Genomic DNA, 14240 nt, shown 5'->3' with positions numbered 1-14240 from the left:
CAGTTACCCCTCATCTAAATAGTATGAAAGAGGTGGGGGATGTACTGCTCATTAAAGTGAAAAGAACTCGGAAAGGAGAGGAAAGATGGGAAATCAACATGCAATGGATTTGTTTGAGGAAGAGAAAAAATTTATAAAAGCGCAAGTTCTTCATACCATTTTCCACAACGAAGAAAACCTCTATTCCGTTGTTAGTATGAAAATCATTGAAACAAATGAAACATACGACGAAAAAAAAGTGATGATAAATGGTCATTTTCCCCGTATGCATGAAGATGAAGTGTTTACATTAACAGGTCATTTTAAAGATCACCCAAAGTATGGGAAACAATATTTAGTTGAAACGTTTAAGAAAGAATTGCCGCAAACAAAAGCAGGTATGGTGCAATATTTAGCGAGCGATTTATTTAAAGGGATTGGAAAGCGTACAGCTGAAAAAATTGTAGATCATCTTGGTGAACATGCTATTTCTAAAATTATGGATGATCCTGATGCGCTAAATGGTGTTGTAAATAAGCAAAAAGCACAGGAAATATATGAGACGATTATTGAGCATCAAGGGCTTGAAAAAGTTATGAGTTTTTTAAATGGTTATGGTTTTGGGACGAAGCTTTCTATTAAAATTTATCAGCAATACAAAGAGATGACATTAGAAGTGATTCGTAATAATCCATATCAGCTTATTGAAGAAGTGGACGGAATTGGATTTGGAAGAGCAGATGATATAGGACGTGCATTAGGTATATCGGGTAATCACGACGATCGTGTACGTGCGGGGTGTTTTTATACATTAGAGAATGTTTCATTGCAATTTGGTCACGTGTATATGGAGAAAGGTCAGCTTGTAAGAGAAACGATGTCACTTTTAAATAATCAAGAAGGCAGAGTGACTGAGGAAGACATTGTAGGCTGCGTTGAAATGATGCAAGGTGAAGGGAAAGTCATTATAGAAGAAGAGCGAGTGTATTTGGCTTCGTTATTCTACTCTGAAAAGGGCGTTGTAAAATCAATTCGTCGTCTTATGAATCAAGAAGAAACTCCTTCATTCCCTGAAGCGGAAGTATTAAAGACATTAGGGCAAATTGAAGAGCAGCTGAAGGTACAGTATGCACCACTTCAGCAAGAAGCAGTTCAAACTGCCCTTCATAAGCCGATGATGCTATTAACAGGTGGACCAGGAACAGGGAAAACAACAGTTATTAAAGGAATTGTTGAAATGTATGCGTCACTTCACGGATTATCATTAAATCTAAATGAATATAGTGATGACAACCCATTTCCAATACTATTAACGGCTCCAACAGGAAGAGCGGCGAAGCGAATGAGTGAATCAACAGGACTTCCAGCTTGCACAATTCATCGCTTGCTTGGTTGGACGCCAGAAGGGTCTTTCCAGCGCAATGAAACTGATCCGGTTCAAGGAAAGCTTCTTATTATTGATGAGTTTTCGATGGTAGATATTTGGCTGGCAAATCAATTGTTTAAATCCTTGCCGACGAATATTCAGGTAATCGTTGTAGGTGATGAAGACCAATTACCATCTGTAGGACCTGGACAAGTGTTAAAAGATTTATTAAATGCAGGTGCCATCCCGACGGTAAAACTTACAGAAATTTATCGTCAGGCAGAAGGTTCGTCTGTTATTCAGCTAGCCCATGCGATAAAAGATGGGACGCTCCCACCAGATTTAGCGCAAAATAAAAAAGATCGTTCATTTATTAGCTGTGCAGGGGCTCAAATTGTTGAAGTTGTAAAAAAAGTATGTGAAAACGCGAAGACGAAAGGGTTTAGCGCAAGAGATGTACAAGTATTGGCACCCATGTACCGCGGACCAGCAGGTATTAATGTGTTAAATGAAGCTCTACAAGAAGTGTTTAACCCGAAAAGAGAAAAGAGTAAAGAAATTGCCTACGGTGACGTTGTATACCGGAGGGGTGATAAAGTACTTCAACTAGTCAATCAGCCGGAAAGCCAAGTGTTTAATGGTGATATTGGAGAAATTGTTTCGGTGTTTTATGCGAAAGAAAATGTCGAGCAACAAGATATGATTATCGTTTCATTTGATGGAATTGAAGTAACGTATACAAAACCTGATTTGAACCAAATTACACATGCGTATTGCTGTTCGATTCATAAATCACAAGGTAGTGAATTTCCAATTGTTATTATGCCGATTGTAAAGAGCTACTATCGTATGTTACGTCGTAATTTAATTTATACAGGTATTACAAGAAGCAAAAAATTTCTTATCATTTGCGGAGAAGAAGCAGCTTTTCAATCTGGTGTAAATCGCCTTGATGATGCAATGCGTCAAACGACTTTAGCTGGTCGATTGCAAGAATCACAAGGAGAGGTACAGATGGTGACGGTTAATGGTGAAGAAATGGACGTGGAAAACATTTCACCGTATGATTTTATGTAATAAGGTGAAATTATATAGTGAAACTTTCAAACGTATAACGTTGAAAGGCTCTAGCATGTATAAATGAATGCAGTTTGGACATAATGGCAAATAGAATCTGGGAGACTGTAAGGAGATGAAAGCCATATGTTCAGTTGTCCAAATTGCAAAGGGAAAGACATTGGAAAGATAGGTGTCAACCAATTTTACTGCTGGAGTTGTTATATCGAATTATCGGTTTCAAAGGGGAAAATCCATACGCATCAAGTAGAGGAAGATGGTTCATTAAGCTCTCTTGATGATTTATTTGATGAAAATGAAAGAACGATCGGATAACGAAAAGGGGGATTTACTTTGAATCTACGCAATTCATTAATCGCATTAGGTGTTGGGGCTGCAGCATATCAATATGCTCGTAAGCAAGATGTATTTTCTAAACGCAATATGAAAAAAGCACGTAAGATGATTAAGTCTTATTTATAATTTTGATAAAGTGAAAAACTCCCTTCAGGATAAGGGAGTTTTTTATGCATTTGTATGCAAATATAAAAGTCCGATTTCTGAGAAGAGATAAGATAGACCGTAACATCCAACGCCAAGCATTCCATAATGCCATAATTGCTTCGCCCGTTCTTTTCGCGAGGAACGAATAAAGAAACCTTTCCAAATACCAAACCCAATACAAATCCATTCAAGAATCATAAAAAGTGCTGATAATACGAGCATAAATAAAACCATAATTAGCCCTCCTGATTATATTTTGGCGTTCTGTATTTTCAGGGATGGTTGTCCTTATTATGTTAAATATATGTACGTCTTTAAAAAACAGTATGGTCTGTATAAAAAGATTTTAAAACTTTTGCACATAACCTAACCTATTTATTTTCAAAATAAAGGTGGAGGAGGTTTTTCGTGTGAAGAATCTTAAAATCATTTGGATATATCGTTTAGGATTATTGTTACTCGTTTTTCTTTGTTTGCTTGTCTTTTTGAAAATTAAGCCATTATGGGCACCGATTATTTTTGTATTTAAAGTGGCAATTACACCGTTTCTGATCGCATGTTTCATTGCGTACTTATTGCATCCTTTAATTGAAAAAATCCATAAAGAAGGAATGCCTCGCACACTTGCCATTTTGCTCATTTACGTACTTTTCTTCGGCGGGATTGGCTATGGAATTTATAAAGGAACGCCAATTGTTATTAAGCAGTTGCAAGAGATTAATGAACAATTTCCGCAGTTTACAAAAATGTACGATTCTTGGATGGATGGGGTAACGGAACAAACAGCGAATTTCCCATCATTTATTCATGAAAAGGTGAAACAAATTTTTGGTGGTGTAGAAACGAAGATTCAAGCGCTTTTAAATAAAGTCATGAGCACAGCTCGTGGTGTACTGGATTCGTTACTCATTATTTTCTTAATTCCATTCATTGTATTTTACATATTAAAAGATTACGGTGAGTTTTATCATATCTTTTGGAAATTAGTCCCGAGTAAATGGCGTGGTACGGGGCAAATGCTTGCGAAAGAAATTGATAAGTCACTTGGAAGTTATATTCGAGGACAGTTATTTGTTTGCTTAGTATTAGGAGGAGTATCTGTTCTTTCTTTTTGGTTTATCGGTATGAAATATCCGTTATTACTCGGCATTATTATTGGGGTAACGGATATAATCCCGTACTTTGGTCCTATTTTAGGGGCAATTCCGGCGTTGATGATTGCTGCAACGGTATCAACGAGTTTACTCATTAAGGCGGGGATTACGATTGCTATTTTGCAATTTTTGGAAAGTAACATTTTATCTCCTTACATCGTTGGTAAGTCGCTTCGTATGCACCCTGTTATTATTATGCTTGCATTACTAGTTGGAGGAGAAGTAGCAGGTATTGTAGGATTGCTAATATCAGTTCCTGTTTTAGCAGTCATTCGTACAGTGATTGTTCATGTGAGGCCTCTTTGGAAAAAAGAAGATGTTTAAATGATTAGCCCTCTATTTATGAAATAGAGGGCTAATCATTTGCTTATTTAGGGAGTTGCTCGTTTATTTTTTGAACGAGGGAGCTAACATCATTTGTTTGAATATGTTTTATTTTTTTCCATTCCGTATCATAAAGAAATACAATTTGATTGCTGAAAAGTCGTTTTTGTTCTTTTAGATTAGAAATTTTTGCGAAAGAGTACTCCTCAAATAATGGGTTCTTGCTTACATCTGGTCCATAAAAGAAGAGCCTTTTGTTCGTTAAGATTAACAGGCCTGGCCTTGCGACGGAACGATATATAAATATATTTAATGAACATGCTGCGTAAAAAAGGATTTTTTCGTCGGTAGCTAACATTGCTTTAGCTTGATTCAATAAAGTTGTCATTGTAATCGCTCCTTTATTGTTAATAATTTAATTATAACAAATAATGTAATATCTAGAAATTTGTATAGGGATATTTTTTATGAAGAGATTCCTATTTAGTAGTAAATGCATAATATATCGAAAGGCTGTTAAAAATGAATAGTAGAATAATTATGGTTAATAAGCAATTGACACAATATAAATGATTATCTACATTGACAAACTTAAGAGAATTCTATTATATTTAGTCATATAATACATTAAATCAATGACGGAACAAGTACGTTACAGTCCATTTGTAGAGAGAAGCTTCCACTGGCTGAAAGAAGCTTTAAATGAAGGGTAACAGAAAGCTAATCCTGAGAGCAGCTAATCACTGCCGTCTTGCCACGTTACGGCACCATGAGGTGATGAATTGATTGTTATAATAATCAATTCATAATTAGGGTGGTATCGCGAGTTAACTCTCGTCCCTTTTATAGGGGCGGGAGTTTTTTATATTTAAGGAGGAAAATACAATGAAACAACTAACAGGCGCACAAATTCGTCAAATGTTTTTAGACTTTTTCCAAGAAAAAGGACATGCAGTAGAACCTAGTGCATCACTAGTTCCACATGAGGATCCATCTCTTCTATGGATTAACAGTGGTGTAGCAACATTAAAAAAATATTTTGATGGACGCGTAATTCCGCAGAACCCACGTATTACAAATGCTCAAAAATCAATTCGTACAAACGATATTGAAAACGTAGGGAAAACAGCTCGTCACCATACATTCTTTGAAATGTTAGGAAACTTCTCAATCGGTGATTACTTCAAAGAAGAAGCAATTACTTGGGCTTGGGAATTCTTAACGAGCGACAAATGGATCGGATTCGATAAAGAATTACTATCAGTTACAATCCATCCAGAAGATGAAGAAGCATTCACAATTTGGAATGAGAAAATGGGTGTTCCAAAAGAGCGCATCATCCGCTTAGAAGAAAACTTCTGGGATATCGGTGAAGGACCAAGTGGACCGAATACAGAGATTTTCTATGATCGCGGGGAAGCTTACGGTAATGACTTTAGTGACCCAGAATTATATCCAGGCGGAGAAAACGAGCGTTACTTAGAAGTATGGAACCTTGTATTCTCTCAATTTAACCATAATCCAGACGGTTCATATACGCCACTTCCTAAGAAAAACATCGATACAGGGATGGGTCTAGAGCGTATGACATCTATCGTTCAAGATGTGCCTACGAACTTTGATACAGACCTATTTATGCCAATGATTGGTGCAACAGAATCAATTTCTGGTGAGAAGTATCGTAATGGCGACTTAGAAAAAGATATGGCGTTTAAAGTAATTGCCGACCATATCCGTACAGTAACATTCGCTGTTGGTGACGGTGCTCTTCCATCTAACGAAGGCCGTGGTTATGTATTACGTCGTTTATTACGCCGTGCTGTTCGTTATTCGAAGAAATTAAACATCAACCGTCCATTCATGTTTGAATTAGTGCCGGTTGTTGGAGAAGTAATGAAAGACTTCTATCCAGAAGTACTTGAAAAGCAAGATTTCATCGCAAAAGTTGTGAAAAACGAAGAAGAGCGTTTCCATGAAACGCTTCATGATGGTGAAGCAATTTTAGCTGAAGTAATTGCAAAAGCGAAAGAAGAAAAAACAACTGTTATTTCTGGCGTAGATGCGTTCCGTCTATACGACACATACGGTTTCCCAATTGAATTAACAGAAGAATATGCAGAAGAAGCTGGTATGACAGTTGACCATAAAGGTTTTGAAGCTGAAATGGAAAAACAACGTGAGCGTGCACGTGCTGCTCGTCAAGACGTTGATTCTATGCAAGTTCAAGGTGGTGTACTTGGTGAAGTTAAAGTAGCAAGCGAATTCGTTGGCTACGGTACAGTTGCAACAGAAAGTAACGTTGTAGCACTTGTGAAAAATGGTGAGTATACAGATAGCTTACAAGCTGGTGAAGAAGGACAGTTAATGCTTGATGTAACGCCATTCTACGCTGAGAGCGGTGGACAAATTGCTGACCGTGGTTATCTTCTTGCTGACGGTGTGAAAGTTCTTGTAAAAGACGTACAAAAAGCGCCAAATGGCCAAAACTTACACAAAGTTGTTGTTGAAGAGGGTACATTAACGAAAGATGCGGCTGTAAAAGCTGTTATTGATACGAAGAACCGTAGTAGCGTTGTGAAAAACCATACAGCAACTCACTTACTGCACCAAGCATTAAAAGACGTACTTGGAATGCATGTTAACCAAGCTGGTTCTCTTGTAACTTCTGAACGTTTACGCTTTGACTTCTCTCACTTTGGCCAAGTACAAGCTGATGAATTAGAAAAAATTGAGCGTATTGTAAACGAAAAAATTTGGGAAAGTATTGATGTTGAGATTTCTCAAAAAGCAATCGAAGAAGCGAAAGAAATGGGTGCAATGGCATTATTCGGTGAAAAATACGGAGATGTGGTGCGCGTTGTACAAGTTGGCGGTTACAGCTTAGAGCTTTGCGGTGGTTGTCACGTTGATAACACAGCTTCTATCGGTATTTTCAAAATTGTTGCTGAGTCTGGTATCGGTGCAGGAACTCGTCGTATTGAAGCAGTAACAGGTAAGTCTGCATACGAATTAATGAACGATCAAGTAGGTTTATTAAAAGAAGCAGCAGGTAAAATGAAAACAAATCCGAAAGATATTTTAACAAGAGTTGATGGTTTATTTGCTGAAGTGAAACAACTTCAAAAAGAAAATGAATCTCTTGCTGCGAAATTAAGCAATATCGAAGCTGGAAACTTAACTGATTCAGTAATGACAGTTGATGGCGTGAACGTATTAGCGGCGAAAGTAAATGTTGCAGATATGAACAACTTACGTACAATGATGGATGACCTAAAAAATAAATTAGAGTCTGCAGTTGTTGTATTAGCGTCTGTAAATGATGATAAAGTAAACATTTTAGCTGGCGTAACGAAAGATTTAATTAGCCAAGGTTACCATGCAGGTAAGCTTGTGAAAGAAGTGGCTTCTCGCTGCGGTGGTGGCGGTGGTGGCCGTCCTGACATGGCTCAAGCAGGCGGTAAAAACCCAGCTCAAGTTGAGGAAGCTTTAGCGTTTGTACAAGAGTACGTTAAATCTGTTTCAAAATAAAGAGATAGTAGTGTACAATGGTAGGGAGAGGAGAAGTTCTTCTCCCTATACTTACTACTTACAAGTGAGGTGCTTGAAATGGACGGTTTTGATAAAACAATGAAGTTTAGCATTCAAGATGAAAAACAGAGTGTCCATGTAAATGATGTACTTTTAACTGTGTATGATGCACTTCAAGAAAAAGGCTATAATCCGATTAACCAAATCGTCGGTTATTTATTAAGTGGAGACCCAGCATACATACCTCGCCATAAAGATGCACGAAGCATCGTTCGCAAGCTTGAACGTGATGAGATAATTGAAGAGCTTGTGAAGTCTTACTTGAAACATCATCGTGAGGAGTAGTTTATGCGGATATTAGGTTTAGATGTAGGTACAAAAACAGTCGGAGTTGCAATTAGTGACGAAATGGGCTGGACAGCACAAGGACTAGAAACAATCAAGATTAACGAAGAGCGAGGTCAATTTGGTTTTGATCGTATTTCTGAGTTAGTAAAACAGTATGGTGTGGACAAAATAGTAGTAGGTTTACCTAAAAATATGAATGGTACAATTGGCCCTCGTGGTGAAGCGTGCCAGCAATTTGCAGAAAACCTACGAGAGCTGTTACAATTAGACGTTGTAATGTGGGACGAGCGTTTGTCGACGATGGCAGCGGAACGTCTGCTCATTTCAGCTGATGTAAGCCGTAAGAAGCGAAAGCAAGTAATCGATAAGATGGCTGCAGTCGTAATCTTACAAGGATTTTTAGATAGTAAATAAGAGGTGACCAAAATGGAAGAAAATCAAATTACAATTGTAGACGAAAAAGGTAACGAACATTTATGTGAGATTGTTTTCACTTTTGATGCTGAAAAATTTGGCAAAAAATCATACGTAGTCTTCTCTCCAATCGGTGAAGTAGACGAAGATGGAGACCAAATTTATGATGCAATGGCTTATGAGCAAAATGAAGAAGAGGGCGGAACTTTACTTCCAATCGAATCTGAAGAAGAGTGGGAAATGGTACAAGAAATGTTCAACACTCTTGCTGATGAGCAAGAAGCAGAATAATAAGTACTGAAAAGATGGACGACATACAGTCCATCTTTTTTGTTTTCATATGTAAAATGAATGATTTTTTGTCGAAACTGCGCAACCCTTTGTAGTATAATGAGACGGATTGTAGAAAAAATAAAGTGAAACTGTAATCATTGGGGGCTATCCCCCAATGATTACTAGTTGAACCAATCGGGCTTTTACCGGCAGTTAGACTCCCATTTAACTTCTTTACGCTAGCTGATTGTTGAGGGGAGTCTTACCGTCCCGTTAATGCGGGGTAAAATGTCTATCTAAAGAAGATAAGTAAATTTATTGTGTTTTTATATCGTGTTGTATAGAAATATGTACATACGGTTTACAATTGAATAAGGAGGAAGAGTTTTGGTAGAGAATCAAGTGAAAAAGAAGCGTAGACGCATTTTTTTATTTTCGATTATTGCACTGCTCTTAGTTTGTGGTTCAGTCTATGCGTATATTTCATCGGCGTTAGGACCGGTTGATAGCGGGAATAAAAAAGAGGTTGAAGTAGAGATTCCTAAGGGCTCATCTACGAGTAAAATTGGTGAGATTTTAGAAGGAAAAGGTGCTGTGAAAAACGGTACAGTCTTTAGTTTTTATGCAAAAGCTAAATCGAAAAATTTACAAGCTGGTACATATTTGTTGAATCCTTCCATGAGTGCGAAAGATGTCATGGAACAAATGTCATCTGGTAATGTACATCGTCCAGCTCTGTATAAAGTGACGATAAAAGAAGGAGCACAAGTAACCGAAATTGCAGAGGCAATTGCGACAGAGTTAAAGTGGAATAAAGATGATGTTGTGCGTCAATTAAACGATAAAGCATTCGTTCAAAAAATGCAGCAAAAGTATCCGAAGTTATTAACGGACAAAATCTTTGACGGCAATATTAAATACCCGTTAGAAGGTTATTTATACCCTGCAACGTATTCGTTCTATAAGAAGGATACGACGTTAGAAGAAATCGTAATTCCAATGCTTGAGAAAACGAATGCAATCATTGTTCAAAACGAGGCGAAAATGAAAGCGAAGAACTGGGATGTTCATCAGCTTTTAACATTGTCTTCACTTATTGAAGAAGAGGCAACGGGCTTTACAGATCGTCAAAAGATCTCTAGTGTTTTCTATAATCGTTTAGCAAAAGGTATGCCACTTCAAACAGATCCGACAGTGTTATACGCGCTTGGAAAGCATAAACAACGCGTATTATATGAGGATTTAAAAGTAAACTCACCGTACAATACGTATGTTGTGAAAGGATTGCCAGTTGGGCCGATTGCAAACTCAGGGAAACATTCAGTGGAAGCGGCGTTAGAGCCTGCGCAAACAGAGTATTATTATTTCTTAGCTGCACCGAGTGGTGAAGTGTATTATGCGAAAACATTAGAAGAACATAATGCATTAAAGCAAAAATATATTACGAAAAAACAGTGAAATGGGGAGGGGTAGCGAAAAAGGTCGCGCATCCCTCTTTTTTGTGGTAAAATATATCGGGTTAAAAACTGGCAGAAGAATCGTTTTTAATATCAAAACGGGACGTACAAGCTAAGGGTGAAGCTGGCTTGTATTTTTATTGCATTCTATGTGTGAAAAGACAAAGATTGACGCGTCATAGAGGCACTTCTCCATGTAAATAAGGAGGACCAATTATGGAGGATGCAGTTAACGAGTACCTATTATCATTTATTGATCCAAAAGATAAATTAATTCTTGAAATGGAAGAGTATGCAACAGAAAACCATGTGCCGATTATGGATCGACTTGGAATGGAATTTATGCTGCAATTTTTACGTTTAATTGGACCGAAAAGCATTTTAGAACTTGGAACAGCAATCGGTTATTCTAGTATTCGTATGATGGAAGCTATTCCAAATTCACGTATTGTGACAGTAGAGCGCAATCGTGAACGATATGAAAAGGCACTTGAATATATAGAACGTTCTCCAGTAACAGATCGCATTTCTGTTATTTACGGTGATGCTTTAGAAACAGGCGAACAAGTGAATGAGCATGGAACATTTGATGTTATTTTTATTGATGCAGCGAAAGGGCAATACCGTCGCTTTTTTGACTTATATGAACCGTTATTAAATCCTGGTGGCGTTATTATTTCAGATAATGTTATGTACCATGGGCTTGTAACGACAAAAGAGAAAATTGAAAATAGACGTACACGTGGTTTGATTCGTCGTATTAAGACGTACAATGAATGGCTTATGAACCATGAAGGATATGATACAACGATTTTCCCGATTGGTGATGGAGTGGCTGTAAGTAAAAAGAAAGGGTGACAAAGGTATGAAGAAACCTGAATTGTTAATAACGCCTAGAGCAGTGGCGGATATCGAACCTCTTGCAAAAGCAGGAGCAGATGCAGTAATGATCGGTGAACAAAAGTTTGGTTTACGTTTAGCAGGAGATTTTTCACGTGAAGATGTGAAACAAGCTGTAAACATTGCACATGAAAATGGTGTGAAAGTATACGTTGCAATGAATGCGATGTTCCATAATGATAAAGTAGAAGAATTAACGGAATACGTTGCATTTTTAAATGAGATAAATGTAGATGCAATTGTTTTCGGAGATCCAGCGGTATTAATGGCTGTTCGTGAAGTTGCACCAAACATGAAGTTGCACTGGAATACAGAAACGACAGCAACAAACTGGTTTACTTGTAACTATTGGGGGCAAAGAGGGGCGAAACGCGCTGTATTAGCTCGTGAACTTAGCTTAGATGAAATTGTTGAATTAAAAGAAAATGCGGAAGTGGAACTTGAAGTGCAAATTCACGGTATGACTTGCATGTTCCAATCAAAGCGTTCATTAGTAGGAAACTACTTTGAGTATCAAGGCCGTAATCTCGACATTGAAAAGAAAAAGTATGAAGAGAATATGTTCTTGTATGATCCAGAGCGTAATAATAAATATCCAATTTATGAGGATGAAAATGGTACTCACATTATGAGTCCGAATGATATTTGTTTCATTGATGAGTTAGAGGAACTAATCGATGCTGAAGTCGGTAGTTTAAAAATTGATGGTGTCCTAAAAAGTTCTGAATACATTATTGAGGTAACGAAGAAATATCGTAAAGCAATTGATTTATGTATAGAAGATCGTGATGCGTATTATGACGTGAAAGACGATTTATATAAAGAGATAGAAGAAATGCAACCAGTAAATCGTCCGTTAGATACAGGATTCTTCTTTAAAGAGACGGTTTACTAAACGAGGAGGGTGTAGGAAATGACTGTACAAGAAATTTCACGAGTGATCGATGGCAAACGCGTTATTGTGAAGAAACCTGAACTGTTAATCCCTGCGGGTAACTTAGAAAAATTAAAAGTAGCTATCCATTATGGGGCAGATGCTGTATATTTAGGTGGACAAGAATTTGGTCTTCGTTCGAATGCAGGTAACTTTACGCTGGAAGACATGGCAGAAGGCGTTGAATTTGCAAAGAAATATGGAGCAAAAATATATGTAACAACAAATATTTTTGCACATAATGAAAATATGGACGGGCTAGAGGAATATTTAAAAGGGATTGAAAAAGCTGGCGTAACGGGAATTATCGTTGCTGATCCGCTTATTATTGAGACATGTAAACGTGTAGCGCCTTCTGTTGAGGTGCATTTAAGTACACAACAATCACTATCCAACTGGAAAGCAGCACAGTATTGGAAAGAAGAGGGTTTACATCGTCTTGTATTAGCTCGTGAAGCAAGCTATGAAGAGATGAAAGAAATTAAAGACAAAGTTGATATTGAAATTGAAGCATTCGTCCATGGTGCAATGTGTATCGCGTATTCTGGAAGATGTACATTAAGTAACCATATGACAGCGCGTGACTCTAACCGTGGTGGTTGTTGTCAATCTTGTCGCTGGGACTATGATTTAGTTCAAACGGTATCACAACATAAAGATGCAAAAGAGCTTCCTTTATTCCAAGAAGAAGATGCTCACTTTGCGATGAGTCCAAAAGATTTAAATTTAATTTTATCAATTCCGAAAATGATTGAAATAGGAATTGATAGCTTAAAAGTTGAAGGACGTATGAAATCTATCCATTACGTAGCGACTGTAGCAACTGTATATCGTAAAGTAATTGATGCGTATTGTGCGGATCCGGATAACTTTGAGTTTAAACAAGAGTGGTTAGATGAGCTTGATAAATGTGCAAATCGTGACACAGCTCCTGCATTCTTTGAAGGGGTTCCAGGACATCAAGAGCAAATGTTTGGAAATCATAGTAAGAAAACAACGTATGATTTCGCTGGTTTAGTGTTAGATTATAATGAAGAAACGGGCATCGTAACGCTTGAGCAACGTAATCATTTCAAACCAGGACATGAAGTGGAGTTCTTTGGACCAGAAATAGAAAACTTTACGCAGACGGTGGAGAAAATTTGGGATGAGGATGGAAACGAATTAGATGCAGCGAGACATCCGTTGCAAATCGTGAAATTCAAAGTGGATCAACCAGTGTATGTGAATAATATGATGCGAAAAAACATACTTCAATAAGAAAGAGTGGTAGTCGAATGGGGACGAATAAGCCTGTTGTAATTGGAATCGCTGGTGGTTCAGGATCAGGAAAAACAAGTGTAACGAAAGCGATTTTTGACCATTTTAAAGGTCATTCCATTTTAATCTTGGAGCAAGATTATTATTACAAAGATCAAAGCCATTTACCAATGGAAGAGCGTTTAAAAACAAATTATGATCATCCGCTTGCGTTTGATAATGATCTGTTAATTGAACATTTGCAGCAGTTGCTTGCATATGAGCAAATTGATAAGCCTGTATATGACTATACATTGCATACGCGTTCAGAAGAAATTATTCCAGTTGAGCCGAAAGATGTAATCATTTTAGAAGGAATTCTTATTTTAGAAGACCCACGTCTTTGTGAGTTAATGGACATTAAGCTATTCGTTGATACAGATGCGGATCTTCGTATTTTACGCCGTATGCAGCGTGATATTGAAGAGCGCGGTCGTACGATGGATTCAGTTATTGATCAATACGTAACTGTTGTACGTCCAATGCACAATCAATTTATTGAGCCTTCTAAGAAATTTGCGGATATTATTATCCCTGAAGGTGGACAAAACCATGTTGCAATTGATATTATGGTGACAAAAATTGCAACAATTCTTGAACAAAAAGTAAATTTGTAATAGCATAGTAAAAGATATACGATAGGAAGGGATTTTTTCCCTTCCTATCGAATACAATGAAACATGCAACCTCATCTATATATAGGT

At 37.4% G+C, this 14240-nt stretch carries 15 protein-coding genes and 1 other annotated feature; of the genes, 13 read left to right on the top strand and 2 right to left on the bottom strand.

Going from position 1 to position 14240, the window contains the following annotated elements:
* Positions 1-85: 85 nt before the first annotated feature.
* The 3 genes from recD2 to ACP6L7_RS18810 all read left to right on the top strand — a co-directional run bounded on the left by recD2 (position 86) and on the right by ACP6L7_RS18810 (position 2884).
* Positions 86-2422: an SF1B family DNA helicase RecD2 gene (gene recD2, locus ACP6L7_RS18820; RefSeq protein WP_097830595.1), complete on the top strand. Its 2337-nt coding sequence runs from the start codon at positions 86-88 to the stop codon at positions 2420-2422.
* 126 nt (positions 2423-2548) lie between these two features.
* Positions 2549-2737, top strand: a complete 189-nt coding sequence (locus tag ACP6L7_RS18815; RefSeq protein WP_097830596.1) for a hypothetical protein — start codon at positions 2549-2551, stop codon at positions 2735-2737.
* Between the two features lie 18 nt (positions 2738-2755).
* Positions 2756-2884 carry a YrzQ family protein gene (locus ACP6L7_RS18810; RefSeq protein WP_001053553.1) on the top strand — a complete coding sequence of 43 codons (129 nt, stop codon included), beginning with the start codon at positions 2756-2758 and terminating at the stop codon, positions 2882-2884.
* A gap of 42 nt (positions 2885-2926) precedes the next feature.
* On the opposite strand, the gene ACP6L7_RS18805 is transcribed toward ACP6L7_RS18810, so the two are convergent.
* On the bottom strand, positions 2927-3139 hold the full coding sequence (locus ACP6L7_RS18805; RefSeq protein WP_097830597.1) for a hypothetical protein: 213 nt from the start codon (positions 3137-3139) through the stop codon (positions 2927-2929).
* A gap of 176 nt (positions 3140-3315) precedes the next feature.
* Between ACP6L7_RS18805 and ACP6L7_RS18800 the strand changes: the two genes are divergently transcribed.
* A complete protein-coding gene (locus tag ACP6L7_RS18800; RefSeq protein ID WP_097830598.1) occupies positions 3316-4383 on the top strand; it encodes an AI-2E family transporter in 1068 nt (355 codons plus the stop codon).
* 43 nt (positions 4384-4426) lie between these two features.
* Here ACP6L7_RS18800 and ACP6L7_RS18795 read toward each other — a convergent pair whose 3' ends face one another.
* Positions 4427-4771 (bottom strand): PH domain-containing protein, encoded by a 345-nt coding sequence (locus ACP6L7_RS18795; protein ID WP_097830599.1) that lies wholly within the window; start codon positions 4769-4771, stop codon positions 4427-4429.
* 238 nt (positions 4772-5009) lie between these two features.
* Positions 5010-5228: a binding site (T-box leader), on the top strand.
* A gap of 40 nt (positions 5229-5268) precedes the next feature.
* On the opposite strand from ACP6L7_RS18795, the gene alaS reads away from it, so the two are divergent.
* The 9 genes from alaS (at position 5269) to udk (ending at position 14153) form a co-directional block, all read left to right on the top strand.
* Complete coding sequence (alaS, locus tag ACP6L7_RS18790; protein WP_097830600.1) at positions 5269-7911, top strand: alanine--tRNA ligase; 2643 nt, start codon at positions 5269-5271, stop codon at positions 7909-7911.
* Between the two features lie 78 nt (positions 7912-7989).
* Positions 7990-8256 carry an IreB family regulatory phosphoprotein gene (locus tag ACP6L7_RS18785; protein WP_000348591.1) on the top strand — a complete coding sequence of 89 codons (267 nt, stop codon included), beginning with the start codon at positions 7990-7992 and terminating at the stop codon, positions 8254-8256.
* A gap of 3 nt (positions 8257-8259) precedes the next feature.
* Positions 8260-8673 (top strand): Holliday junction resolvase RuvX, encoded by a 414-nt coding sequence (gene ruvX / locus ACP6L7_RS18780; protein WP_097830601.1) that lies wholly within the window; start codon positions 8260-8262, stop codon positions 8671-8673.
* A gap of 12 nt (positions 8674-8685) precedes the next feature.
* Positions 8686-8964 (top strand): DUF1292 domain-containing protein, encoded by a 279-nt coding sequence (locus tag ACP6L7_RS18775; protein WP_000392249.1) that lies wholly within the window; start codon positions 8686-8688, stop codon positions 8962-8964.
* 369 nt (positions 8965-9333) lie between these two features.
* Positions 9334-10404 (top strand): endolytic transglycosylase MltG, encoded by a 1071-nt coding sequence (gene mltG, locus ACP6L7_RS18770; RefSeq protein WP_097830602.1) that lies wholly within the window; start codon positions 9334-9336, stop codon positions 10402-10404.
* Between the two features lie 215 nt (positions 10405-10619).
* Positions 10620-11261, top strand: a complete 642-nt coding sequence (locus ACP6L7_RS18765) for an O-methyltransferase (protein ID WP_097830603.1) — start codon at positions 10620-10622, stop codon at positions 11259-11261.
* 7 nt (positions 11262-11268) lie between these two features.
* A complete protein-coding gene (locus tag ACP6L7_RS18760; RefSeq protein WP_097830604.1) occupies positions 11269-12198 on the top strand; it encodes a peptidase U32 family protein in 930 nt (309 codons plus the stop codon).
* Between the two features lie 18 nt (positions 12199-12216).
* Positions 12217-13497, top strand: coding sequence for a peptidase U32 family protein (locus tag ACP6L7_RS18755; RefSeq protein ID WP_000217960.1), 1281 nt, complete (start codon positions 12217-12219; stop codon positions 13495-13497).
* Between the two features lie 17 nt (positions 13498-13514).
* The gene (udk, locus tag ACP6L7_RS18750; RefSeq protein WP_000537077.1) at positions 13515-14153 is read left to right on the top strand and encodes a uridine kinase; all 639 of its coding nucleotides are present in this window, start codon (positions 13515-13517) and stop codon (positions 14151-14153) included.
* The last annotated feature ends 87 nt before the right edge of the window (positions 14154-14240 follow it).

This window comes from Bacillus silvicola, assembly GCF_050524305.1.
Classification (GTDB): Bacteria; Bacillota; Bacilli; order Bacillales; family Bacillaceae_G; genus Bacillus_A; species Bacillus_A cereus_AT.
Note: the sequence above shows the minus strand (reverse complement) of the source record. Positions and strands in the feature narration are given on the sequence as shown.

Bases quoted from the DNA above. Each gene is read 5' to 3' on its own strand.
- ACP6L7_RS18765 (WP_097830603.1), top strand. From the start codon at position 10,620: ATGGAGGATGCAGTTAACGAGTACCTATTATCATTTATTGATCCAAAA.
- alaS (WP_097830600.1), top strand. From the start codon at position 5,269: ATGAAACAACTAACAGGCGCACAAATTCGTCAAATGTTTTTAGACTTT.
- ruvX (WP_097830601.1), top strand. From the start codon at position 8,260: ATGCGGATATTAGGTTTAGATGTAGGTACAAAAACAGTCGGAGTTGCA.
- udk (WP_000537077.1), top strand. From the start codon at position 13,515: ATGGGGACGAATAAGCCTGTTGTAATTGGAATCGCTGGTGGTTCAGGA.
- recD2 (WP_097830595.1), top strand. From the start codon at position 86: ATGGGAAATCAACATGCAATGGATTTGTTTGAGGAAGAGAAAAAATTT.
- ACP6L7_RS18795 (WP_097830599.1), bottom strand. From the start codon at position 4,771: ATGACAACTTTATTGAATCAAGCTAAAGCAATGTTAGCTACCGACGAA.
- ACP6L7_RS18775 (WP_000392249.1), top strand. From the start codon at position 8,686: ATGGAAGAAAATCAAATTACAATTGTAGACGAAAAAGGTAACGAACAT.
- ACP6L7_RS18785 (WP_000348591.1), top strand. From the start codon at position 7,990: ATGGACGGTTTTGATAAAACAATGAAGTTTAGCATTCAAGATGAAAAA.
- ACP6L7_RS18755 (WP_000217960.1), top strand. From the start codon at position 12,217: ATGACTGTACAAGAAATTTCACGAGTGATCGATGGCAAACGCGTTATT.
- ACP6L7_RS18815 (WP_097830596.1), top strand. From the start codon at position 2,549: ATGTTCAGTTGTCCAAATTGCAAAGGGAAAGACATTGGAAAGATAGGT.
- ACP6L7_RS18760 (WP_097830604.1), top strand. From the start codon at position 11,269: ATGAAGAAACCTGAATTGTTAATAACGCCTAGAGCAGTGGCGGATATC.
- ACP6L7_RS18805 (WP_097830597.1), bottom strand. From the start codon at position 3,139: ATGGTTTTATTTATGCTCGTATTATCAGCACTTTTTATGATTCTTGAA.